Origin of the sequence: Acinetobacter sp. YH12219, assembly GCF_013417875.1 — a bacterium.
Classification (GTDB): Bacteria; Pseudomonadota; Gammaproteobacteria; order Pseudomonadales; family Moraxellaceae; genus Acinetobacter; species Acinetobacter amyesii.
The window spans coordinates 13800-38173 of record NZ_VPDC01000006.1 but is presented as its reverse complement, the minus strand read 5'-3'; the positions used below and the strand labels follow the sequence as shown (position 1 = coordinate 38173).

General features: G+C 40.0%; 16 protein-coding genes and 1 pseudogene. 5 read left to right on the top strand and 12 right to left on the bottom strand.

The genetic code is table 11. From position 1 onward, the window contains the following. Window positions 1-17: 17 nt before the first annotated feature. From FTV04_RS05460 to FTV04_RS05445, 4 genes are all read right to left on the bottom strand, one after another. Window positions 18-1124, bottom strand: a complete 1107-nt coding sequence (locus tag FTV04_RS05460; RefSeq protein ID WP_180065192.1) for an alpha-hydroxy acid oxidase — start codon at window positions 1122-1124, stop codon at window positions 18-20. A gap of 33 nt (window positions 1125-1157) precedes the next feature. Further along, entirely contained in the window at window positions 1158-1841 is a 684-nt protein-coding gene (locus FTV04_RS05455; RefSeq protein ID WP_078192711.1) for a Fe2+-dependent dioxygenase, read from the bottom strand. A 110-nt stretch (window positions 1842-1951) separates the two neighbouring features. Then, a complete protein-coding gene (locus FTV04_RS05450) occupies window positions 1952-4204 on the bottom strand; it encodes a TonB-dependent siderophore receptor (protein ID WP_180062936.1) in 2253 nt (750 codons plus the stop codon). Window positions 4205-4517: 313 nt separating this feature from the next. Continuing rightward, on the bottom strand, window positions 4518-6692 hold the full coding sequence (locus FTV04_RS05445) for a TonB-dependent receptor domain-containing protein (RefSeq protein WP_180088987.1): 2175 nt from the start codon (window positions 6690-6692) through the stop codon (window positions 4518-4520). 273 nt (window positions 6693-6965) lie between these two features. Between FTV04_RS05445 and tig the strand changes: the two genes are divergently transcribed. The 4 genes from tig (at window position 6966) to FTV04_RS05425 (ending at window position 11314) form a co-directional block, all read left to right on the top strand. After that, window positions 6966-8297, top strand: coding sequence for a trigger factor (tig, locus tag FTV04_RS05440; RefSeq protein WP_180088986.1), 1332 nt, complete (start codon window positions 6966-6968; stop codon window positions 8295-8297). A gap of 194 nt (window positions 8298-8491) precedes the next feature. After that, window positions 8492-9097 (top strand): ATP-dependent Clp endopeptidase proteolytic subunit ClpP, encoded by a 606-nt coding sequence (clpP, locus tag FTV04_RS05435; protein ID WP_078189662.1) that lies wholly within the window; start codon window positions 8492-8494, stop codon window positions 9095-9097. A 29-nt stretch (window positions 9098-9126) separates the two neighbouring features. Continuing rightward, window positions 9127-10437 (top strand): ATP-dependent protease ATP-binding subunit ClpX, encoded by a 1311-nt coding sequence (gene clpX / locus FTV04_RS05430; protein ID WP_078189661.1) that lies wholly within the window; start codon window positions 9127-9129, stop codon window positions 10435-10437. A 163-nt stretch (window positions 10438-10600) separates the two neighbouring features. Beyond that, window positions 10601-11314, top strand: a complete 714-nt coding sequence (locus FTV04_RS05425; protein WP_180004550.1) for a DUF2846 domain-containing protein — start codon at window positions 10601-10603, stop codon at window positions 11312-11314. Window positions 11315-11441: 127 nt separating this feature from the next. Here FTV04_RS05425 and FTV04_RS05420 read toward each other — a convergent pair whose 3' ends face one another. The 6 genes and pseudogenes from FTV04_RS05420 to FTV04_RS05395 form a co-directional block, all read right to left on the bottom strand. After that, complete coding sequence (locus tag FTV04_RS05420; protein ID WP_078189659.1) at window positions 11442-12968, bottom strand: fumarate hydratase; 1527 nt, start codon at window positions 12966-12968, stop codon at window positions 11442-11444. A gap of 657 nt (window positions 12969-13625) precedes the next feature. Continuing rightward, window positions 13626-14525, bottom strand: coding sequence for a hypothetical protein (locus tag FTV04_RS05415; RefSeq protein ID WP_180021066.1), 900 nt, complete (start codon window positions 14523-14525; stop codon window positions 13626-13628). Next, a pseudogene (locus tag FTV04_RS05410) lies at window positions 14509-15230 on the bottom strand (DUF2515 family protein). The gene FTV04_RS05415 and the pseudogene FTV04_RS05410 overlap by 17 nt, the downstream one beginning before the upstream one ends. A 269-nt stretch (window positions 15231-15499) precedes the next feature. After that, a complete protein-coding gene (pta, locus tag FTV04_RS05405) occupies window positions 15500-17641 on the bottom strand; it encodes a phosphate acetyltransferase (protein WP_180004548.1) in 2142 nt (713 codons plus the stop codon). 59 nt (window positions 17642-17700) lie between these two features. After that, window positions 17701-18918 carry an acetate kinase gene (locus FTV04_RS05400; RefSeq protein WP_180088985.1) on the bottom strand — a complete coding sequence of 406 codons (1218 nt, stop codon included), beginning with the start codon at window positions 18916-18918 and terminating at the stop codon, window positions 17701-17703. A gap of 498 nt (window positions 18919-19416) precedes the next feature. Next, the gene (locus tag FTV04_RS05395) at window positions 19417-20682 is read right to left on the bottom strand and encodes a glutamate-5-semialdehyde dehydrogenase (RefSeq protein ID WP_180088984.1); all 1266 of its coding nucleotides are present in this window, start codon (window positions 20680-20682) and stop codon (window positions 19417-19419) included. A 303-nt stretch (window positions 20683-20985) separates the two neighbouring features. Here FTV04_RS05395 and FTV04_RS05390 point away from each other — a divergent pair, with 303 nt between their 5' ends. Continuing rightward, window positions 20986-22314, top strand: coding sequence for an alpha/beta fold hydrolase (locus tag FTV04_RS05390; protein ID WP_180088983.1), 1329 nt, complete (start codon window positions 20986-20988; stop codon window positions 22312-22314). 27 nt (window positions 22315-22341) lie between these two features. On the opposite strand, the gene FTV04_RS05385 is transcribed toward FTV04_RS05390, so the two are convergent. Further along, window positions 22342-23211, bottom strand: a complete 870-nt coding sequence (locus FTV04_RS05385) for a class I SAM-dependent methyltransferase (RefSeq protein ID WP_180088982.1) — start codon at window positions 23209-23211, stop codon at window positions 22342-22344. A 130-nt stretch (window positions 23212-23341) separates the two neighbouring features. Next, on the bottom strand, window positions 23342-24364 hold the full coding sequence (nagZ, locus tag FTV04_RS05380; RefSeq protein ID WP_180088981.1) for a beta-N-acetylhexosaminidase: 1023 nt from the start codon (window positions 24362-24364) through the stop codon (window positions 23342-23344). Window positions 24365-24374: the final 10 nt, after the last annotated feature.

Sequence of the window (24374 nt, the reverse complement as noted above, 5' to 3'; positions counted from 1 at the left end):
AATATTTTTCTATAAAATTAGCTTTTTTGAAAAATATAATCTTTATTGATCTCATCGACGGTGGCTGTTCCCATCAATGCCATCGTAATCTCAAATTCTTCTTTCAGTATTTTGAGTACATGGGCAACACCTAAAGCGCCCGCTGTAGCTAAACCATAAATGCAAGGACGTCCAACTAATACGGCAGATGCACCCAAGGCTATCGCTTTAAACACATCTGAACCACGACGAATACCACCATCATATAAAACTGGAAAATCCGTAGGCACAACTTTTTTAATCAGTTCTAAGGCGGTGATAGGGGAGATGCAACCGTCCAGTACGCGCCCACCATGATTCGACACAATAATGCCTTGTACACCGTGTTGCAGGGCAAGTTCAGCATCATGTGGACTGACAATGCCCTTTAAAATAATCGGTAATGAGGTGTTTTGACTGAGCCAAAGGATATCCGCCCATGTTGGTGCGATTTTCATCAGACCGTTAAATACGGGATGGTCGCCATCATTGAGCTCAGGCAATGGGATATGTGCAGGGGTATGCGGATGTTGCATGCCTTCAGGCAAATGAAAAAACACTCGACGTTCACGGTCACGAATCCCTGTATGCGGGGAATCAATGGTTACTACAATTGCTGTATAAGCATGTTCTTCTGCCATCTTGACCAGTGATAATGACTTTTCGCGCTCACCTTGCCAATACAATTGGAACCATTTGTACGGATTGTCCTGCTTTAACTCACGCATATCTGTATTGGTAAATGTACTGAGGATCATATTGCTGCCAAGGACTTCGGCAGCGAGGGCTGTTGCAGCTTCAGCATCAGGATGAAATTGTTGTTGGTGACCAATGGGTGCTACAAAAATCGGATGCGGGAAACGTTGCCCTAAGATTTCGATTTGGGTATGACCTTGGGTTAGATCTTTCAGCATACGTGGTAGCAGTTGTATCTGTTCAAACTGAGACAAATTGCCACGGACACTGTGTTCATCCATCGAGCCGCCTTGCAAGTACTGCCACACCATTTGAGAAAGGTGCAATTCAGCCTGTTTTTCGTAATCTGCAATGGTTTGCAAATGAGCTGGAATCTGAGTCAGTGGCGCTAAAATGTTGTGATCAGTCATTGGTAGTTTGTCCATGTCTATTGACCTTGAGCTTTAAATTTCGGCCCATTTGCGGATAAGGTTGTGATACAGACTCGTCAACTTGACGACTTCACTATGTGCATCACCCAATTGCATACGCAAATTTTGAATGCTTTGATCGAGATTAAATAACATGTGACGCTCAGCATCTTCACGGATCATACTTTGCAACCAAAAAAATGACGCAATACGACAGCCTGCAGTCACAGGAGTAACTTCATGCACACTGGTAGATGGATACAAAATCAAATCTCCGGCAGGCAATTTCACTTCGTGGTAGCCATAGGTGTCTTCTACCACAAGTTCACCACCTTCATATTCTTCAGGTTCACTTAGAAAAATCGTGCAGGACAAATCGGTACGAATTTTTTGATTGCTGTCAGGCATCCAGCGAATGGCATTGTCGACATGGAAACCAAACGTTTCACCATTTTCATAGCGATTAAAATAGGGCGGCAAAATATTGAGGGGTAAGGCTGCCGATGTAAAAAGCGCGTGTTGTGACAATTCATGCAGAATAATGTCACCTAAATGCTGTGTTAATGGATGGTCTATATCTAGCTGTTGGTTGTTTTTTACATTTTTAGACAGTGAGCCCGTAGTTTTTTGACCATTAATCCATTCTACTTTTTGCATTTCTGTGCGGAAGTAGTTGACCTGTTCTTTACTCAATACATTTGGAATATGGTGAATCACGGTCTGACCTTTTGAAATGTAATGTTTGTGTTTCGATCATATACAAAAATAGCCTCGAAGCGAGGCTATTTGAGTCAATACCATAAATTATTTATGGTATTTATTTTTTCTTAGTATTTGAAGTTTACAGACAGAACTGCGCTGCGACCTTCTGCTTCAGTTGCATAGTGTGAGGCATACGCTTTAGTGAAGTAGCGTTTGTCAGAAAGGTTGTTTACGTTAAGTTGTAAATCAACATTTTTGTTGACATTATAACGCGCCATAGCATCGTAGCGTACATAAGATGGAGCCCATTTGATGTTTGCAACATCACCATAAACTTTGTCTGAATATACTGCACCACCACCCAAAGTTAATTGCGGCAATATCTTATAGGTAGTCCATAATGTTGCTGCTTGTTTAGGTACATTAGGCATTTGGTTGCCATTATAAATGGCATTATCTGTACAAGTTGCTGTTGAACCTGAACCACGGCATGATTTACCATTTTTTGTTAATTCACTATTAAGATAAGTATAACCTGCCGAAATATCCCATTTATCGGTAATTTGACCATTTAATCCTAATTCAACACCATCAACTTTACTTTCACCTACATTCGCATAAGTTGTTGGGTCAAGTTGTACACGAGTATTTTGTTTTTCAGTACGGAAGATCGCTGCTGTTAAATTCAAACGATCATTTAACAAGTCCCATTTAGTACCCAACTCGTAAGTTTGTGCTTCTTCAGGATCGATCATTTGGTTATTAGCATTTATGGTTTCGCTGTTATCTCCCCAACCAGCATTTAAGCCAACAGGACTGGCAGAGGTAGCATAACTTGCATAAATTGAACCATTTTCAACAGGTTTAAAGGTTATACCTGATTGATATGTAAAGAAGTCTGAATCATTGTTAGCTGTATATGCAGCAGCTGAAGATGTAGCACGAAAGTTTTGTGCAGCTTCAAACTTGTCCCAGCGCACACCAAGATCAAGTAACCATTGTGGTGTGATTTCAATACTATCTAATAAATATACAGAAGTGCTTTCAACCGTGGCATCAAAGTCTTGGCGGGCTTCTAGACGATCTAAAAATGGTTTTTGAGTTGGATTGTTTAGAGAAGTACACCAATTGCTTGAAAGGTCTTTACAGTCGCTGTAAAACCCAGTTGAGGAAACTTTGCCATCTTTACTGTTAATGATGTTATAACCACCTTTGTCAGTTTCTTGCTTGCTGTATTCAGCACCAACATTAAAGCTATGATTAATGGCACCTGTAGCAAATTTACCTATCAATGCTAATTGATTTGTAAAGGTATCGCTATCTGTGATGGCAGAGTTTTGACGATGCCATACTTGGCCATTAGCTACATTGCCTTTAGAATCATCAGGGTTTGTCCAGACATAATCATTTTTAGATTTGCTGTACATTGCAGTGTTTGTAACGGTTAAATTGTCAGTTAAATCATGTTCTAACTTGATTGTCCCTGCTTGGTTCTCTTGTTTTTGGAAGTCACGATCTTTCCAACCATAATAAACGCCTTGTTTTACTTCCGCTGGTTTACCTTGTGGTTTACCTAAACCAGCATCCCAATATGGAACACCTGAATCGGGAGTGTCATCCGATTTTAAATAGTAATAACTTAAAGTTGCACGAGTAGGGGTGTCTAAGCCAAAAGTAATACTAGGGGCAATACCTGCACGTTTATATTCAGCACCGTCAGATTGACCTGCTTTCTCATTCATGTGGCCCATTATTGCAACACGTGCAGCAATCCCATTGCCAAAATCTTTATTGCCATCTAGTGTTACACGTGCATAAGCATCTGTACCGCCAGCAACTGAACCTTCTAAAAAGTCACCTTTTTTAGCCACTTTAGAAATCATGTTGATGCTACCGCCAACAGTACCTGCACCACCCATAGCAGAAGCAGAACCTTTGGTGACTTCAACTTGTTCTATGGCAAACATTTCACGGTTTTGTGAGGTTGAATTACGAATACCATCTATATACATTGAGCTTTCAGAGCTGTAGCCACGGATAAATGGACGGTCGCCATTTGGATTGCCACCTTCACCAGCACCGAGGGTAATTCCAGGTACTGTACGTAAAGCATCACTTAAAGTTGTGACTTGCGTGTCTTCAATCAGTTGCTTAGAAATCACTGATACTGATTTTGGTGTATCAAGAAGGGGAGCAACAAATTTAGCATTCGCAGATTTATCAACTTTTAAGCTTGGTGCTTTTTCAGCAGCAACTTCTTGGTTAATCGTTGGAAGTTGAGTAACTTGCTCTTGTGCGATTGCATTAACAGCAATAACAGAAAGTGAAGAAGCAATTGCTGAAGAAACAATTTTCTTACGTGTTTTAATGAAGGCCATTTCGAACCCGATTTGGAATAGTGAATTTGTATGCGAATAATAATGATTCTTATTTTTTCTTACATCTTTATGTAATTGTAAATCACGATAAATAATCATATTGTGATAGTCCTATTTAATGTAATGATATAACAAGTATTAATTAAGACTATGTTTTATTTAAATATTGATAAAATATATTGTTTTTTTATGTTTAATTGAGATTATAAATATAGACATGATTGTGAATTAAATAAGAAGTAATCGTAAATTATTTATGCAAAAAACCTGCCGAAGCAGGTTTTTTAGTTTTGTCTTTTATAAGTACTAAAAGTTAGAAATCATAAGAAATGGATAACCAGTAGTTACGACCAGCTAAGTAAGTTCCAGCCATTGAAGAACCTATAGTCATGTAGTCATAGTACGATGCCTCTACATTTTGGCTATTGATATAAGTTCCATTGCTTGTGAAGTCTTTATCTAATAAGTTATTTACAGAACCATTAATACGAATATTTTCGTTAAGGTTATAACTTGTACCGAGGTTAAATAAATTATACCCCTTCAACTTATTACCTGTTGCAGCATAAATGATGCCAGCATCACCAGCAGTTTGGACTGTACTATAACGTTTACGATCAGATTTATACTCATGCTGTAACCAAACATCGAGTGAAGGATTAATATGCCAAGTAGATGTCATATTAAAAGCATTTTTGGGTACGTTATTTAGGTACGAGCCTTTATTTTCACCTTTTGTGATCTCACTTTCCATATAGGTATATGCAGCTTTAATATCCCATTCAGGGATAATGCTATATTTCAAGCTAACTTCAACGCCCTTAGTTTCTGCTTCATTGGCATTAATACTTTGTGAAAAACTATCTTGAGTGATATGTGAACCGTAGCTTACACAACCTGCTTGGTTTGGATTTGTTTCAGAGTAACAGTTCCAAAGGTCAGCTCCATCAGTTATCAGGTCTTCAATTTTATTAAAGAATGCCGTTGTCGTTAAGTCAAAGCTACCTTTGTTGTAATTAAAGCCTAATTCATAGTTAGTGGATTCTTCAGGTTTAAGATTAGGAGAGCCGACACCAAAAGCTGCACCTTGACCACTAACACTAATCACGCCATTGTGTAATGCCTTTGCAGAAGGTGCTTTGTAACCCGTACTTACGCCACCTTTCAGTGTTAGATTTTCATTAGTATTCCAAACTAAATATGCTCGTGGGCTGAAGTGACCACCAAAACCTGAATGATCTTCATAACGTCCACCTAAAGTTAAAGCAACTGAATCTAAAAGGCGCCATTCATCTTCAGCGTAGAAAGATAATGAGTCTTTTTTGAATTTTGAGCCCATTCCCGCAATATCGTCGGCAATTTCTGCTTCTTTATATTCGGCACCTACTGTGATTTTATGATCTGCAATAGGCATGACGATATGTGTATCAGCAACAAAGTCAGTGTTTTCTAATGTACGATCTGTACCTGCAAATGCATTTAATGGGAATGTGTTTCGTGGAATAGTCCGGCCTACGGTTTCAGTGGTTGTATGGCTTACGTAAGACGACCATTTACCAAAATCATAGTTACCTTCATGTCCAGCAGAAATTTGATCACGGTTAAATTCTAGTTCATCTTTATAACCATTAGCACGGCTCGGTGTGTCTTGAGTGCCCAGTCGATCATCATCATTTTTATAGTTTTGACTTGAATGGAAGCCATCTAACCAGAAACTATTTTTATCATCTAAGTTAAAGGATAATTTACCACCAAAATCAAAATTATCTGCTTCACTTGGGCGTGGGTCACGGCCAGATGTACCTGGAATACGTTCAGATTTTTGACGGTCTAAATAAGAACCGCGTAGCTGCATCCCTAAGCGTTCGCTTATAAGAGGGCCATTTAAAACAAAACTAGTTTTTGCTGAGTCGGCTTCCCCATTATGTTCCATGAGGTTGCCACTTACAGTAACGTTACCAGTCCATGTATCAGACACTTTTTTAGTAATAATGTTGATTACACCACCCATTGCCTCTGAGCCATAGCGAGTAGCCATAGGACCACGAATGACCTCAATACGCTCAATAGCAGCAAGAGGTGGTAAGTAACCATTTGATGATTCACCGAAACCATTTGGAGTTACGTCAGAAGATGTTGTTTGGCGACGTCCATCAATTAAAATCAAACTATAGTCATTACCTAGACCACGCATTTTTACGTTTAAGCCGGATGTTTTACCAATACCGTCACGAATATCAATGCCCGGAATGTCAGCTAGTAAATCTGCAATGCTAGAAGCATTTTTCTTTTCTATGTCTGCTTTTGTAACAACACTGATTGAAGCAGGAGCATTCTTGATCTTTTGTTCAAAGCCCGCTGCAGAAACAACAATGGTCTCCATCTGTTGAGCTTGAGATTCAGTCGTTTCAGCATGTGCGAAACTCGTAGTAGTTACAATTGCCCCAAATAAAGCAGCGGAAAGAGGGTTGAGATTAAATTTACTCATAAAAGAATTCCAAATATGGACGAGATAAATATATGAAAATAAATTAAAAAAAATATCATTAAGAATAATAGTGAGAAAGTTTCTCATTTTCAACAATTAATTAAAAAATAATCAATATTTCTTCGAAAAAAGCTGAAAAATTCTAAAAATAAGAAGGGCATCCATGCCTGAATTTATAGTGTTATAATCCATTTTTGTATATCTTTAATTGTTGTCATATAATGTGGCACTTTTTTTTAAAACTGTTTTAACTAACAAATTATCGAGGAAGCCATGCAAGTAACTTCTGAAGCGGTTTCGGGCGTTGCCCGTCGTTTAAATGTATCTGTACCGACGAGCCGTATTAACGAGCAGTTTGAAGCTCGCTTGAAACGCACTGCCAAAACTGTGAAGATCAACGGCTTCCGTCCAGGTAAAGTACCTGTAAACGTTGTTCGTCGTGAATACGGTGCTGGTATCTATCAAGAAGTTGTAAACGACATCATTCGTGACACAGTATTCGAAGCGATCCAACAAGAAAAAATCAATGCTGTTGGTATGCCAAACATTGAAAAAACTGAAATGAAAGATGATGCTTTAGTTTATGAAGCAACTGTAGAAGTTTATCCAGAAGTTGAAGTTAAGTTCGAAGGCCTAGAAGTTGAACGTAAAGCAACTTCAGTTGACGACAAAGACGTTGAGAAGATGATTGAAAATCTTCAAAAACAACGTGCTTCATGGGCTGAAACTAAAGGCATGGCTAAAAAAGACATGCAAGTAACTTTCGACTTTGAAGGTACTGTTGATGGCGAGAAGTTTGAAGGCGGCGCTGCTGAAGACTTTAAACTCGTTCTTGGTTCTGGTCGTATGATCCCTGGCTTCGAAGACGGCATCGTTGGGATGAAGAAAGGCGAAGAGAAAGTTATCGATGTAACTTTCCCTGAAGACTACCAAGCTGAAAACCTTGCTGGTAAAGCTGCTCAGTTTAAAATCACTGTTAAGCTTGTTGAAAAACAAAAACTTCCAGAAGTTGATGCTGAATTCTTAAAAATCTTCGGTCTAACTGAAGAAGAAGGCGTTGAAAAACTGAAAGCTGACGTGCGTAAAAACATGGAACGTGAAGTGAAAAACGGTCTTCGTAACCAAGTGAAAGGTGCAACTTTTGATGCACTTGTAGCTGCAAACGAAGTAGAACTTCCAGAAGCAATGGTTGCTCAAGAAATTGACCGTCAACGTCAACAAATGATCCAACAATTCACTCAACAGTTTGGTGCTCAAGGCGCTAAAGCGTTTGATTCAAGCATGCTTCCAGATGACCTATTCAAAGAGCAAGCTGAAAAATCAGTTAAACTTGGCGTATTAGTCAGCAAAGTATTGGCTGAAGCTAAACTTGAAGTTGATGCTGAACGTGTTGATGCTTACATCGAAGACATGGCTTCTTCTTACGAAGATCCTAAAGAAGTGATTGAATACTTCAACAACGATAAACAGCAACGTGCTCAAATCGAAGCTGTTATTCTTGAAGACCAAGTTGTAGATCACATCTTAGCTTCTGCGAAAGTAACGGATACAACTGTGAGCTATGAAGACTTATTGAAAGAGCAACAAGCTCGTCAACAAGGCTAATTTCTAGCTTTCAAAAAAAGGCGCGTTAAGCGCCTTTTTTTATCGAATTTTGCCCCCAAATAAGTTGTCCTGATTTCACAATGCTTATGAAAAAAATATCTGTTATTTAATTGGGAATCTTTTGCAATTTCGACAAATATCCCTCATATTGTGAATTATGGGTTGAGTCAGAAAAATTTAGGAATAAATAACGTATGTATGTTCCAACAATTGAAAACGCACTAGTGCCAATGGTGGTAGAACAGTCATCTCGTGGCGAGCGTTCTTTTGATATTTACTCACGCCTTTTGCGTGAACGTGTGATTTTTTTAACCGGTGAAGTTGAAGACAACATGGCAAATTTGATCGTTGCCCAAATGTTGTTCTTAGAAGCAGAAAACCCAGATAAAGATATTCATTTATATATCAACTCACCAGGTGGTTCGGTTACTGCAGGTATGGCAATTTACGATACCATGCAATTTATTAAACCTGATGTTGTGACTTATTGTATGGGTCAAGCAGCATCGATGGGTGCATTCCTGCTCAATGCTGGCGCTAAAGGCAAACGTTACTGTCTTGAGAATGCCCGTGTCATGATTCACCAACCCCTTGGTGGTTTCCGTGGTCAGGCATCTGACATTGAAATTCATGCACGTGAAATTCTATTCATTAAAGAACGTTTAAACCGTTTGATGGCAGAGCATAGTGGTCAAGACTACGATACTGTTGCTCGAGATACTGACCGTGACAACTTTATGACAGCACAAGCTGCAAAAGAATACGGTCTTGTGGACGAAGTTTTATCTAAACGTCCATAAGTTTTAAAGAATTAATTATTGGAGTGAATATGTCCGAACATCCTCAAGGACAAAAGCATTGTTCATTTTGCGGTAAAACGCAGTCTGAAGTCGGGAAACTGATTGCAGGTGAGGACGCGTACATCTGTAATGAGTGTGTGGACGTATGTCTTGACCTAGTTCAGACCAGTCAGCAAGTTGAATCAAATGACTGGGCAACTCGTCCTTTACCAAAACCGCATGAAATCCGTGCTGCGCTTGACCAATATGTGATTGGGCAAGATGTTGCGAAAAAGACCCTCTCTGTTGCGGTATACAACCACTATAAACGCCTAAAAGTTGGCACTAGTGGTAAAAAACCAGAAGACGGTGTAGAGATTTCGAAAAGTAACATCATGTTAGTTGGACCAACAGGTTCAGGTAAAACACTGCTTGCTCAGACACTTGCGCGTCTTTTAGATGTGCCATTTGCGATGGCAGATGCAACGACTTTAACTGAAGCTGGTTATGTGGGTGAAGACGTTGAGAACATTGTTCAAAAACTCCTTCAAAAAGCCGATTACGATGTAGAAAAAGCGCAAAAAGGCATTATCTATATCGATGAAATCGACAAAATTACCCGTAAGTCTGAAAACCCATCTATTACTCGTGATGTATCGGGTGAGGGTGTTCAGCAAGCATTATTGAAAATGATCGAAGGTACGGTTGCGTCGATTCCGCCTCAAGGTGGTCGTAAGCATCCGCAGCAAGAATTTATTCAAATTGATACTTCAAATATCCTATTTATCTGTGGTGGTGCATTCTCTGGCCTAGAGAAAATCGTACAGCAGCGTCAGGAAAAAGGCGGTATTGGCTTTACGGCTGAAGTCCGTAAGAAAGATGAAACTAAAAAATTATCTGACTTATTCCGCCAAGTTGAAGCGACAGATTTGGTTAAATTCGGTCTGATTCCTGAATTTATTGGTCGTTTACCTGTGATTGCTACCTTGGAAGAACTGGACGAAGAAGCATTGATGCAGATTCTGACAGAACCGAAAAATGCATTGACACGTCAATACCAATATTTATTTGAAATGGAAAATGTTGACCTCGTATTTGAAGACTCAGCATTGCGTGCCGTGGCTAAAAAAGCACTCGACCGTAATACGGGCGCGCGTGGTCTGCGTTCGATTTTAGAAAATTCATTGCTTGAAACGATGTATGACTTACCAAGTCGTTCAGATGTGGGTACGGTTGTCGTCAATGAAGCGGTGATTAATGGTGAAGCGGAACCTGAATTTAAATCAGAACGTCAACCAAAGAAAACTGAAGAAGCTGCACCGAAGTCAGATTTAAAAGTTGTGAACTCTAAATCTGCTTAAGCGCTATTCGTCTGAAACGTGTGTAAATCCAAGATTTGCACACGTTTTTTATTTCCAAAAATAAAAGCAGAATGTTAATCTCAGCAGGATGGCGTGGATGCCTGAATGTAAAAAACTGAAAACAAAAGTGTAAAAATAAAAAAAGACGCAGTGAGGGATAATCATGCGTGGAGTTGCAATTCTACTTTTAAGCAGTGTAGCGCTGCTGGGTTGTCATGGAAAATCAGCCATTGAGCAAACGTCATTGGCTTCGACATTAAAGCCTGTGGATCCTGAAAGTACACCGGGTCATATTGAGCAATATCGATTGGGTATGTTTACCATTGGTGGTTGGGTCAATCAGAAACAAGGCCGACATTTTCAAGAAGTGAAAGCTCAGCATGATCAAGCAGCGATTGTGTATTTATATCGTCCAGACAGTAAGTGGAATCGTCAAGAAATTGTGGCCAGCAGCTTATTTCTGAACAGTGAGCGTATTCCAAGTTTATTGAATAATCATTATTACTGGGTGGAGTTACCTGCGGGGAATTACCGCTTATCATCGAGTCGCCCTTTGGGGGTGAATCATTTTCAAAAACCTAAATATTTAGACTTTGATGTTGAAGCAGGTCAAACTTACTTCATTAAATATGATGAAGAGAATTTATCCAGTAAAAGAACGGTTTCAGGGCCATTGCTGCTCATGCCTGAAAAAATTGGTCGAAATGAAATCGCATTTACAGAGTTGAAATCCAACAGTTTTAACTTTGTGGCAGAAGATCAAAACACTGGAAAAGTGCGGAAAAGTGCGCAGAAGTTGAAAGCACCTCATTATGATCCTGCGGAAGATGTGCAGTTGACCAAGCCTTTTAAACTGTGGAATCCATTAACTTGGTAATGTAATTAGCTCGTGTTTTTGAGTGTGTGAAAGCATTAAATAGCGAATGTCATTCGACAGACAGTCTAAATATTGACAATAAAAAGCACCCGATGGGGTGCTTTTTTTTATCTTGAACGTGGCGAAATTAGTTCGCAGCAGCATCAACTACTGGGATTTTACCAATTTTTGCTTGCCAGATTTTTGGTGCAGTTGCGTGAACAGAAGTACCATTTACGTCAACAGCTACAGATACAGGCATGTCTTTTACAACAAATTTGTAGATCGCTTCCATACCTAAGTCAGCGAAAGCAACCACTTCAGCTTCACGAATCGCTTTCGATACTAAGTATGCAGCACCACCGACAGCCATGAGGTAAGTTGCTTTGTTGTCTTTGATTGCTTCAACAGCAGCAGGACCACGATCAGCTTTACCAATCATACCGAACATGCCAGTTGCTTCAAGCACTTGACGTGTGAACTTATCCATACGTGTTGCAGTTGTTGGGCCAGCAGGACCAACGACTTCGTCACCGACTGGATCAACAGGACCAACGTAGTAAATAAATTTACCTTTTAGGTCAACTGGAAGTTCTTCACCTTTGTTTAACATGTCAACCATACGTTTGTGCGCAGCGTCACGACCTGTATAGATTGTACCGTTAAGAAGTAGTGTGTCACCCGGTTGCCAAGAGTTCATTTCTTCTTGAGTGATGTTATCTAAGTCAACACGTTTAGACGTTGATGAATCCCAAGTTACCGCAGGGTAGTCTTCAAGGCTAGGCGCTTGAATATGCGCTACACCTGAACCGTCTAATTGGAAATGCGCATGACGAGTTGCAGCACAGTTAGGAATCATACCTACTGGTTTACCCGCAGCGTGACATGGGTAGTCTTTGATTTTGATATCAAGAACAGTCGTTAAACCGCCAAGACCTTGAGCACCAATACCTAAAGCATTTACTTTTTCGAAGATTTCGATACGAAGTTCTTCGATTTGGTTTTGTGGGCCACGACGAAGGAGTTCGTCCATGTTGATTTCTTCCATCAATGCTTCTTTTGCAAGCATCATGGCTTTTTCAGCAGTACCACCAATACCGATACCGAGCATACCAGGAGGACACCAACCTGCACCCATTGTTGGAACAGTTTTAAGTACCCAATCTACGATAGAGTCAGAAGGGTTAAGCATTGCAAGTTTAGATTTGTTTTCTGAACCACCACCTTTAGCAGCAACAGTAATATCAACTTTATTACCCGGAACGAGTTTGTAGTGAATTACAGCAGGGGTGTTGTCTTTGGTATTTTTACGACCAAAAGCAGGATCAGCTAATACTGATGCACGAAGAATGTTTGAGTTTTCAAGATAACCTTGACGTACACCTTCGTTAATTGCATCGTCTAGGCTCATGGTTAAATCAAATTTAACGTCTAAGCCCACTTCAAGAAATACGTTCACAATACCCGTATCTTGACAGATAGGACGATGGCCTTCTGCACACATACGAGAGTTAATTAAAATTTGTGCAATCGCGTCTTTTGCGGCTTTGTTTTCTTCACGGTCATACGCACGGCTCATCGCTTGGATGAAGTCCTGTGGGTGATAGTAAGAAATGAACTGAAGCGCATCTTTTACCGATGTGATCAAGTCATCTTGCTTGATAATAGTTGTCATACAAATATCTCTTGAGCGGGCTGATAGCTAGCGGGCTAAATTATAAGACAAAAATACAGTTGTGTGGGTATTTCGCTTAATCTTTGGCCGAAAGTTTAATAGGCTTAAACAGCGCCATGTTTCGCTGTCATCAATATCCTAAAAATGACGTTTTCACTGTCATATTTCATGAAATATTTGTCACATAACTAGAGGAGAAGATTTGTTTTTGTTTCTAAGATTATGAAATTAAATAATATTTATTATTTTTGGATATGTCATATTTGTCATATAACTGTCATAAAACTTTTACATAATGACGTCATCAAAGTTAGAGTGTGAATTATATGGTTACTCCAGTGTTGTCAGTTATTGGTTTTTCTCTATTTATCGCAGCAACTTGGTTCTACGGTCAACAAGAAGATCAAGCCTAAAGCTTTATCTTCTTTTTTTGCTTTAAATTTTATAAAAATAATATTCTTCTTCAAATCTTCAAATCTTCAAATCTTCAAATCTTCAAATCTTCAAATCTTCAAATCTTCAAATCTTCAAATCTTCAAATCTTCAAATCTTCAAATCTTCAAATCTTCAAATCTTCAAATCTTCAAATCTTTAGTTTCAATGATCAATTTTGTGTAAAAGTGCTTTAAAATTGAGTCTAAACGCGACAACATTTGATTATTTAACATATTGCCAAACATCAGGATCTTCATAATTTTCATCGATATGGTAGCCTTGTACTATAACTTCTTTTTCATCAATTTCTCTTGATTTTTTATTTCTTATCAGCTCATTTGCAAATGCTTGTTCTAACTCTTTTGAGGTCATTTTGTAAGTATCAATATTATTCTCTGAATCATCCATTGAATTTCTTTCATCATAACGAATCGTATTGAAAGCATAACGAACCATATATTGTTCTTTACCATCTTCAGTTTTTTGAGTTTGTTTTATACTCAGATCCAAAAGGATACCATTGGCATATAATCGGTAGCCTATAGAGTTCCCTCCAACTGTATTTATTATCTTTTTCCATTCTTCATAATTAAAGATATAAGTCGGGTCAATGACATCACCTGATTTCATTAGATATCGAATATTATCATCCTTTGCTATTCGTGCAGAAAAACGATAGAAATAATTTTTCCATTCGGCCTGATTTATACGTTTCATTAAGTCAACATAAGCTTGGTGGGCTTGTTCAGGACGTACAAATTCCTCTTTGTTTAGCCCTGCATTAATATCAAGCCCTTGTATTCCATCCTCATTATTAAACGATGTTCCTAGAACTGAAAATACATGATCTATCACTAAGCTATTCTCACCATTTTCAACTTTAATCTGACCTAAGTTGGGCGGTGTAAAATCTAACTCTCTAAAACCTGCTCCAGATGGATGACTATCGGGATGCCCAAGATTATGTTGAGAAAAATCTTTAAATCCTTGTTGGCCTAAATGTAAACTAAAACGCTGTTGATTCATGACATTATTCTCTGTATTTTTTGCACTAGGTTGACAAGCTGAAAGGAGATAACCCACCATAAAAATAACAATGCAGTAATTAAATTTTTCCATCATTACTATCCTTTCCAACTGTAAAATTAGCTTTGCTATCGCCCCATTTCGCAATAATTTTTAGTTCTTCTTCTAAAAAGTATCTTCCTTTATCACTTTGCATTAAACGATGATATTTTTCTGCTGCTTTTTTAATCCATTCCATACGGCTATCATAATTGGCGACTTTAGTGTTTGATAATGGTTCGCTGTATACTGTTTCTGGTACCTTATCGAGTACACCGGCGTGTCGCCCCTGATATTCTCTTTCCATGTTTTTGATATTATAAGAACTCGGCAGAATACTTTTCAATTTTGGTAGATATTCAAAAGCACTTTTAATTTCTAAAGTGCTTTTAAGTTTTTAATTATGGGTAAACAATTTGACCAAGGAACGTTTATAACTTCTTCTTTAATATGAGTAAATTTGGAAACATCACGTTGAGTTCGGCATTGATTAAAAGAGGATGAAGACATGCTCAAAGCATAATGCCAAGGTGCAATATCCATAAATAGCCATAAGTTACCTTTTGCAAAAGTATGTACAGGATCACGAATTACCCCTAGTGGAATCCATTTATATTCCCATGCAGTTAAACCATGTTTAAAATGGCAGCTAAGATTTTTTGAAACAAATGCACCTAAGCCCATCCAATAGTAACGGCCAACTAAATCTTTGTTTCGATGTTTTTCTTTTTCTAGATAAATATTGGCATAAACTGAAGCAATACGTCACGCCCTAGTTTCATATCCAGGCTCTAATTTATGTAAATTTTTCCTTTTATTTTTTAAATTAGATATGTGTATCAGAGCTTTGATTTCTTTTTTTAAGCGAAGAATGAATACATTATTGGTCATGTACCAAATACTCAAAATTCAGCCATAGAATTTAAAAGAAATTTCCACTAATTCTGAGCCATTTTTAATATAATGGAAGTTATATAAAACAAAAAACCACCCAATCTTTCGAAAGGGTGGTTTAGAACTCGAAACTAAAATTAAGCTTCTTGCTGTTCAGACTGAATTGCCGTTAATGCAATGGTAAACACGATGTCATCGACCAATGCGCCACGAGACAAGTCATTTACAGGCTTGTTTAAACCTTGCAGCATTGGGCCAACACTGACTACATTTGCAGAACGTTGAACTGCTTTATAGGTTGTATTACCTGTATTTAAGTCAGGGAAAATAAACACATTGGCACGACCAGCCACTTTAGAGTCAGGTGCTTTAGAGCGTCCCACACTTTCCACCGATGCAGCATCGTATTGAAGCGGGCCATCAATCAGTAAGTCTGGGCGGCGTTCTTTGGCAATACGTGTTGCTTCAGCCACTTTTTCGACATCTGCACCTGCACCAGAAGTACCTGTTGAATACGAAATCATTGCGATACGTGGGTCAATACCAAAAGCTTTTGCTGAATCTGCAGATTGAATCGCAATCTCTGCAAGCTGTTCTGCATTCGGATCTGGATTAATGGCACAGTCACCGTACACATAGACTTCATCTGGTAGCAGCATAAAGAACACAGAAGAAACCAATGAATAATCAGGTGCGGTCTTAATCAATTGGAATGCAGGACGTACGGTATTCGCTGTAGTATGTACTGCGCCTGAGACTAAGCCATCCACCTGATCGAGTGCAAGCATCATGGTGCCTAAAACCACGGTGTCTTGTAGCTGTTCGCGTGCTTGTAGATCATTGAGTTTGCCTTTACGCAGCTCAACCATTTTAGGCACATAGTTTTCACGAATCAGATCTGGATCAATAATTTCCAAATCATGTGGAAGTTCGATATTACGTGCTTTTGCAACTTCAATCACGGCTTCAGGTTTTGCCAATAAAATACAGTGTGCAATGCCACGTGATTGACAAATGGCAGCCGCCTGAATGGTGCGTGGTTCATCACCTTCAGGTAGAACAATTCGTTTTTTCGCAGCAATAGATTTTTGTACCAATTCATGACGGAATGCAGAAGGGGACAAACGGGGTTGATACGAACCATTTAATACTTCAGTAATCCACTCAGCATTAATGTGGCTTGAAACAAAGCGAGTCACTTGCTCTGCACGTTCTACGTCATCGACAGGAATTTCATTGCCTAAATTTGAAAGTTGTTGTGCCGTTTCAAAAGTGCTTAAAGGCGTATGTAAAATCGGTAAGCCTTGCTTAATCGCGGTTTGGCAGAAATCTAAAACTTGTGGGTTCGGTTGATGATGTTCAGTCAAAACCAAACCGGCAAGTGGGATACCATTGCTACTTGCAAGGCTAGAAGCCAACAACACATCAATACGGTCAGAGGCGCTGATAATCAGTTCACCTGCCACAAATTTGTGAAGTTCATGTTCAATATTCGACGCAACTAAGCTGCTATGTAGTACACGGCGATGAGCAGCATCGCCTTGGTTGATCCATTCCGCTTGAATATGCGTCGCCAAGTCAGACATGCGCGGTACGCTGAGCGTATTACTAAATGGAACGAGGCCAATAACAGGTAGCTGTGTAGAACCAATTTGCGGATTACTTTGTTGTAATTCGAGTACAAATTTATTGGTATCACTGATTAAACGCAGATTTGGATCAAGTGTGACAGGAATTTGCGCAGATTCTTCTGGCAAGCCACGTGTGCGCATAAACAAAACGCCCGCAGTACGTTCAGATGCTGCACCACCGAATTGGCGTAGAGAACTGTCAATTTTCTCAGCAGTTTTCGTGGCATTTTGAATATCTGCTGTGCTGACAATAATTACTTTAGCATCAAGAGCTTTTGCTAATGTCGCGTTCAGTTCTGAGGCAAAGTTATCTCGGCTGTTTGGAACCAAGCCTTCAACAATAATCAGATCATGCTTTTTTGCAATTTCACGGTGCAAACGAACTGCTTCTTCGAGCAATTCATCACTTTCATCATGACTCAGTTGTTTCACGATGGTGGCATGATGAATGGGTTCTACCGTTTCATTATTAAATAAATGACGATAAAGAGCCGTTGTACGGTCTACAGTATCTGCGACATTTTCCTGTGAAAATGGTTTCAGAAAACCTGCTTTGACCCCTTGGCATTCCAAAGCATAAATTAAACCTAAGCATGCAGATGTTAAACCTACACCTTCCCCAGTTGGCACGAGTAAAATTGTTTTCATACGGTGTCTAAATTAAAGCTAAAAATTAATATTGAAGGCGAAGGGGCTGATGCGATTGCTTATGCAATCGCAGCTTCAGCATCAGGCTTTTTTGTAGCAGACGCTGTCACCTCGTCTACAACATGCTCAGTTTCTTTGGCAATACGGCCTTCTTCATCGGTAGGAACAACCCAAATTTGTGGGCCAGTACCGTGGTCAATACGACCTTCAGTACCGCGTTTTAGGTTGTCATTTAATTCTTTACTAAGGTTGAAACCAAAATGCGGTAAGTATGAAACCGTTTTTTCACGAATGTAGGCAGAATTTTCACCAATACCACCGGTAAAGAATAAACCGTCAATACGTGGTAGACCACAGCTGAGACCTGCCAAAGATTTTGCTAAACGGTAGCAGAATACTTCAATGGCAAGTGCGGCATCTTCGTTGCCTTGTTCCGATGCTTCGATCAATGTACGCATGTCATTTGAAAGATCAGACAAACCGAGTAGGCCTGATTGGCTGTTCAGCATCTTGTCGATTTTGTAGATATCCCAACCTAAGTTGCTTGCAAGGAAGCTGTGAATACTTGGGTCAACATCACCACTACGTGTGCCCATGACCACACCTTCAAGTGGTGTTAGACCCATTGACGTATCTACAGATTGACCATTCCAAATCGCACAAGTCGAGCTACCATTGCCTAAGTGAGCAGTTAACCAGCCACCTTGTTTAAAGCTACCTGCCAACATTGAGCCACGCTCAGATACGTAGGCATGGCTAGTACCATGGAATCCATAACGACGCACGTTATGCTGTGTGTATAAGAATTTTGGTAAAGCATAGCGGTATGCATGAGACGGCATGGTTTGGTGGAATGCTGTATCAAATACGGCTACTTGCGGAAGTTCAGGGAACAAGCGCATGGTTGCTTCGATCCCTACCAAGTGAGCCGGGTTATGCAATGGAGCAAGCGGTGTAGCTTCACGAATACGTTCAATAATTTCTGGTGTTAATAGCTCAGCTTTGGTTAATGTACCGCCGTGAACAACACGGTGACCAATCGCTTGAGGATTATGGTGAGCCAAACGCTCTAAAATAGTTTCGAGGGCTTTTTCATGGTCAGCATGTGGAATAGACAGCTCAAGCGCATCACCACCTGTAGTGACCCCTTTAATACGTGCATCAGCAGAACCTAGGTTCTCGGCTAGACCAAAAATACGATCTTCACGGCGCTCAGAAACTAACGCATATTTGATAGAAGAAGATCCGCAGTTAATTACTAATACTGATGTAGACACGTTTAAATACCCGAATTCTAATTGAAATACTTATCCATAATATTGATCTGATTGCAGTTGTATTGATTGATGCAATTTAGATCTGTGATGATGTTTTATCATGGGTTTTTTTATCGTCCTAGATAGACTTTAGGAGATTAGACTTAAGCACTATCGACCCTGAGCACAATAATAATTAAAATTTATCAGTTCATAGTTTTCATTTATTAATAAAATAGTCCTCAAAAAAAATTTATACGATTTAAGGGATATACATAGAACATAACATGCGTTCGCTGCGCTGTAATCCTAAAATTGTTGCAAAAAAGCAGGTAAATTAATTTTTTCTTATTCTTCTCAAACATTTAATTGTCAAAAAATATGTGTTTCAATTCTAGATCCTGTGTGTTTACAGGCTTATATTTCAATATATGAACCCTGGGTCTAATTTTTTAAATCCCTATAAAAAAAGCTGCGCCTTTACTCAGAAAAGCACAGCTTTCATTGTTCTACTGGGTATTATTGGCGAATTTGACCATCACCAAACACAATCCATTTTTGAGAAGTCAGACCTTCTAGGCCGACTGGTCCGCGTGCATGGATTTTATCGGTTGAAATACCGATCTCAGCACCAAGACCATATTCAAAACCATCCGCAAAGCGAGTTGAGGCATTGATCATCACTGAACTCGAATCTACACGCGTTAAGAACTGACGAGCCAGACTAAAGTTTTCGGTAATGATTGAGTCTGTATGGTGAGAGCCATATTTGTTGATGTGCTCAATTGCTTCATCTAAGCCTGTAACGACTTTCACTGCCAAAATTGGGCCTAAGTATTCGGTGTACCAATCTTCCTCAGTTGCAGGAACAATCGATTCACCCAAAATGCGCTGCGTTTCAGCACAGCCACGAAGCTCAACTTTTTTCTCAGCATAGAGTTCAGCAATGCGTGGTAAAAACTCTTCAGCGACATTTTCATCGACGAGCAAGGTTTCCATGGCATTACATACGCCATAACGGTGTGTTTTGGCATTAAGCGCAATAGGTAATGCTTTTTGCAAATCAGCCTGAGCTTCCACAAAAACATGGCAGTTACCATCAAGATGTTTGATAACAGGCACACGTGCTTCATTGGTGATACGTTCAATTAAGCCTTTGCCACCACGAGGTACGATCACATCGACATATTCAGGCATGGTAATTAATTGGCCAACCGCAGCACGGTCTGGGGTATTAAGCACTTGAACGGCATGCTCAGGTACACCTGCGGCAGTTAAGCCATGTTGAATCGCTGCCGCAATTGCTTGGTTAGATTCCAAAGCTTCAGAACCACCACGTAAAATAATCGCGTTACCTGATTTAAGCGCTAAAGATGCGGCTTCAAGGGTGACATTTGGGCGAGATTCGTAAATCATGCCGACAACACCTAGCGGCACGCGCATTTTGCCCAGCTGAATACCTGTCGGACGAAAGGCCATATCGGTAATTTCGCCAATCGGGTCAGTTAGTGCGATCACATCTTTTAGACCTTGGAGCATGCCTTTAAAGCGTGTGGGGGTAAGTTCTAAGCGATCAAGTAGAGCACTATCCAAGTTGTTGTTATGCGCTTTGGTCATATCCACTTGGTTAGCTGCCAAAATTGCAGTTTCACTGTTTTGTAAAGCAGTATAAATTGCTGATAAGGCATTATTTTTAGTCTGGGTAGAAGCCCCTGCGAGCACACGTGATGCTGTGCGTGCTTGCTGTCCTACCGTTTGCATGTATTGTTCAATAGACTCTTGCATAGCGGTTTGATCACTTAGAAATTTCAACTCGATATTAACAGCCTGTGACTGAACAATGAAGCACTTAAGTGCATATTCGACTGTACTTGCTGACCAGAATTAACATTTTGAAATTGTTTTTAGAACAAAAGTAGATAAGCGGCGGGGATATCAGTTGCTTGTAAAATGAACCTCTGTATAGAATGAAACAATAGCGACATTGAAGTCGTACAAATAACGATTAAAGAGCAGGACGCTAAGTCGAGCAGAGTCTCTAAATGAATTCCTGACAATAAAAATAAGGCAGGAATGGAGGAAAGGAATATGAATTCCATTATCCAAATGGATCCCACCGTACAGGAAAGTACGCATTACAGTTTTTTCGATCTGTATGACAAGCAAAGCTTTAAACAGCCTGCCAGAACGACATGGATTGATGGCTGGAAGGTCGAATATATGGCCATTGCACAACCTGAAACCATTCATCGCACCCCGATTGTTATTATTGGTGGGGCATTTCAAAACTTTAATTCCTACAAATATTGTGTCGAACAATTATTTGCGGCAGGCCCAATTATTTTAATTGATTTACCCTCCATGGGCTCAAACCAGCAAATTACCAATGTCGATACTTCGGTGTCGGCAGGGACTTTAGAGTTGGGTGATCTGGCACAGATGTTAGGCGTTTGGTTGGATATCGTCGGGCTAGAAAAAGTATCCGTGATGGGGATGTCGCTCGGTTCAGTGGTGGCTGCAGGACTGGCGGATCAACGTCCTGAATTGATTGACCGCATGATATTGATGGGCGTGATGCAAAAAACGCGCAAGAGCTGGCGCATGTTGCTTGAAGAATCCTTGCACTTAATGAAAGAACAGCGCATGGATGAATTTGGTCAAGCGGTGATTTTGTATTTGGTCAATCATGCCAAACTGGATGTGACGCGGATGTCACCGACAGCGAAGCGTTTGTTCTTTAGACAAATGGCTGAATTCACCAATACCGAACAAGAGCGTTATGACATTAACTGTAATCGTTTGCTGCGTTTGCAAGACGTGCCGATTCCACAGTGTGATGTATTGGTGTCATGCGGGCAGTACGACAGTTTTACTTTGCCACATGAAAATGCGGGCTTTGCATTGCAATGTCCGAATATGCAATTTGCTATGATTGCCAATGCGGATCATTTACCGCAGTTGCAACGCCGTAAGGAAACCATGAATTTGTTTGCAACTTATCTACGCGGTGAGTCTATTCAGCAGTTGGACGGGATCATTCCAATGAGCCGTGAGCAAATGCAAAATATTGAACGCCGTGGCGAAGCGCGTGTAAGTGTACAACAGCCATTCACGCATTTATCTCATCGCCATTCAGACCTCGTGGTTGACACTCAAATTATAGATTTAAATTATTTTGGGGTGTTGCTGAATGTACAGGCTGAAATGTTGGACTCCATGCACGCATATCCACGGGATTTGGCATTACATCTAGCAGATGAAGAAGGTGAGTTTAAAATTGAATGTCTCATCTTTGACGTTGTGGATACACAGGTTCGCGCTTTATTTAAGCATGGTAGTTTTGAGTTGGCAGAACGCTTATTGCGCTTTGTACAACGCCAAAAAGAAGATGTGTTGTTATTAGAAGCTGTAAGTTAAAACATGAACAACTAAAAAAACAGCGCTTTAGCGCTGTTTTTTTGTTTTGGCATGAATCATCCAAACCAAATCTCCACAGTGCTGATCTGCATCGTGGAAAGGAATCACTTGTTCTTGTTGCTGTTGTGGAAAGTATAAGGCCGGCTGAACGACGTCTACTTCTTCAAATCCTGTATGACTGAAGAACTGCTTTAATTCAGCAGGGGATTGAAAATGAAAAGTAAAAGCGCTGCGAGACATGACTTTGAGTAATTTACTACTGGCCCAAATAAAACGTGCTAAACGGTTTTTAACGGGTTCTGGATAGATGTCGGTCAGATAATGTAATTCCTGAAACGAGGCGCCATATTCGGTGATCCCTTGCAATAACTTATTCAGTAGGGTTTGATCAAAATAATTAATCAGACCTTCGCTAATCACCACCAAAGGACGTTCAGGGTCAAAACTCTGAAAAATACGTTCAAAATCTTGAGTGAAAATGTCCCCAGTTAAGACATCGGGGGCATGCGGGTCAATCTGTTTGAGTGCCTGTGTTTTGATTTTTGCCATATCTGGCAAGTCGAGTTCACGATAGTCAATTTCAGGATGCTTGGTGCGAAAATTCCAACCGCGCGGGGAGAGGCCACAGGCAATTTCAAGGACTTGTAGCTGTGGATATTGGGTAATGAGTTGATCTAAATGTTGATCGATCATGGCATGGCGCTGTTTAAGCGTCGAACGCATGCTACCGCCCACATTTTTTTCTGCCCAGCTTTCTAAGGGATGGACTAAACGTGCTAAAAATTTGCCTTTACGTGTGGCAAAAACGGGATGTGAAATCCCCATGCTATACCAAATATAGCCGGTGTAATGTGCTGTAAAGGAAATGTGTCGATGTTCCGATAAACTTTGTGTCATGTCGTCCTGACCTAATGTTGTTTTTATTGGCAATTTTTGTATAGCGCCGAAGCACTTATTTTGACTTCATCATAAATCAAAAAGGAGCACCTTGTCGTGCTCCATTTTCTAGAATTTTGAAAGTCTTGGATTAGCAATATTGATTTTTAAAATCCACAATACGATTACGCACATTTTGCCAGTCCGCTCCGAGTTCAATGCTTTGTCCAATCTCAATTTGTGGGATTTTTCCGCGCATACGTTCTAAGCGTTCCTGATTTGGAAGAGCCAAGTTTTGAATTCCATCAAGCGCAATGCATGCAGATTCACGGTTATTACATACGAGGCCCATATCACAACCTGCATTTAATGCTGCTTGGATACGAGCATCTGCGCCGCCAGCGACACAAGCTGCTTGCATGCTTAAATCATCGGAGAATAAAACGCCATCAAATTGGAGCTCTTGACGTAAGACTTTCTGAATCCAATACGGTGAAAAACCAGCAGGGTTAGGATCAATATTTTCATAAATCACATGCGCAGGCATTAAGGCATCAAGCTGTGGTTGCAGTTGAATAAAGCTTTGCATGTCTTTTTGATAGATTTCTTCATAACTACGATGGTCAATAGCAGCAGCAACATGTGAGTCTGCTTTCACCGATCCATGGCCTGGGAAATGCTTACCTGTAGATGCCATCCCCGCACGTTTCATACCTTTTAAGAAAGCACTTGCCAATGGAATAATGTCTTGCATATTTTTGGCAAAACCACGGTCACCAATCACATCACTGACATCATTTAAATCAAGCACCGGTGCAAAACTGAAATCGATGCCGACCGCAAGGACTTCGGCTGCCATCAACCAGCCACATTGTTCAGCCAGTTCAACAGCTTTTTCAGGTTCAGTTAAGTAAATTTCTCCAAACTTACCCATAGCTGGTAGGAGTGTGAAGCCTTGCTTTAAGCGTTGTACACGACCACCTTCCTGATCGACCGCAATTAAAATATCAGGACGAATTTGACGCATATGGTCGGTTAGGGCACGAACTTGTTCAGGAGATTCAATGTTACGACCAAATAAAATCATGCCGCCAACTTGTGGTGCCTGTAATAGTTCAATATCTTCTTGGGTAAGTTCTGTGCCAGCAATGTCGAGCATTAATGCGCCAATCATATTCGGTGTC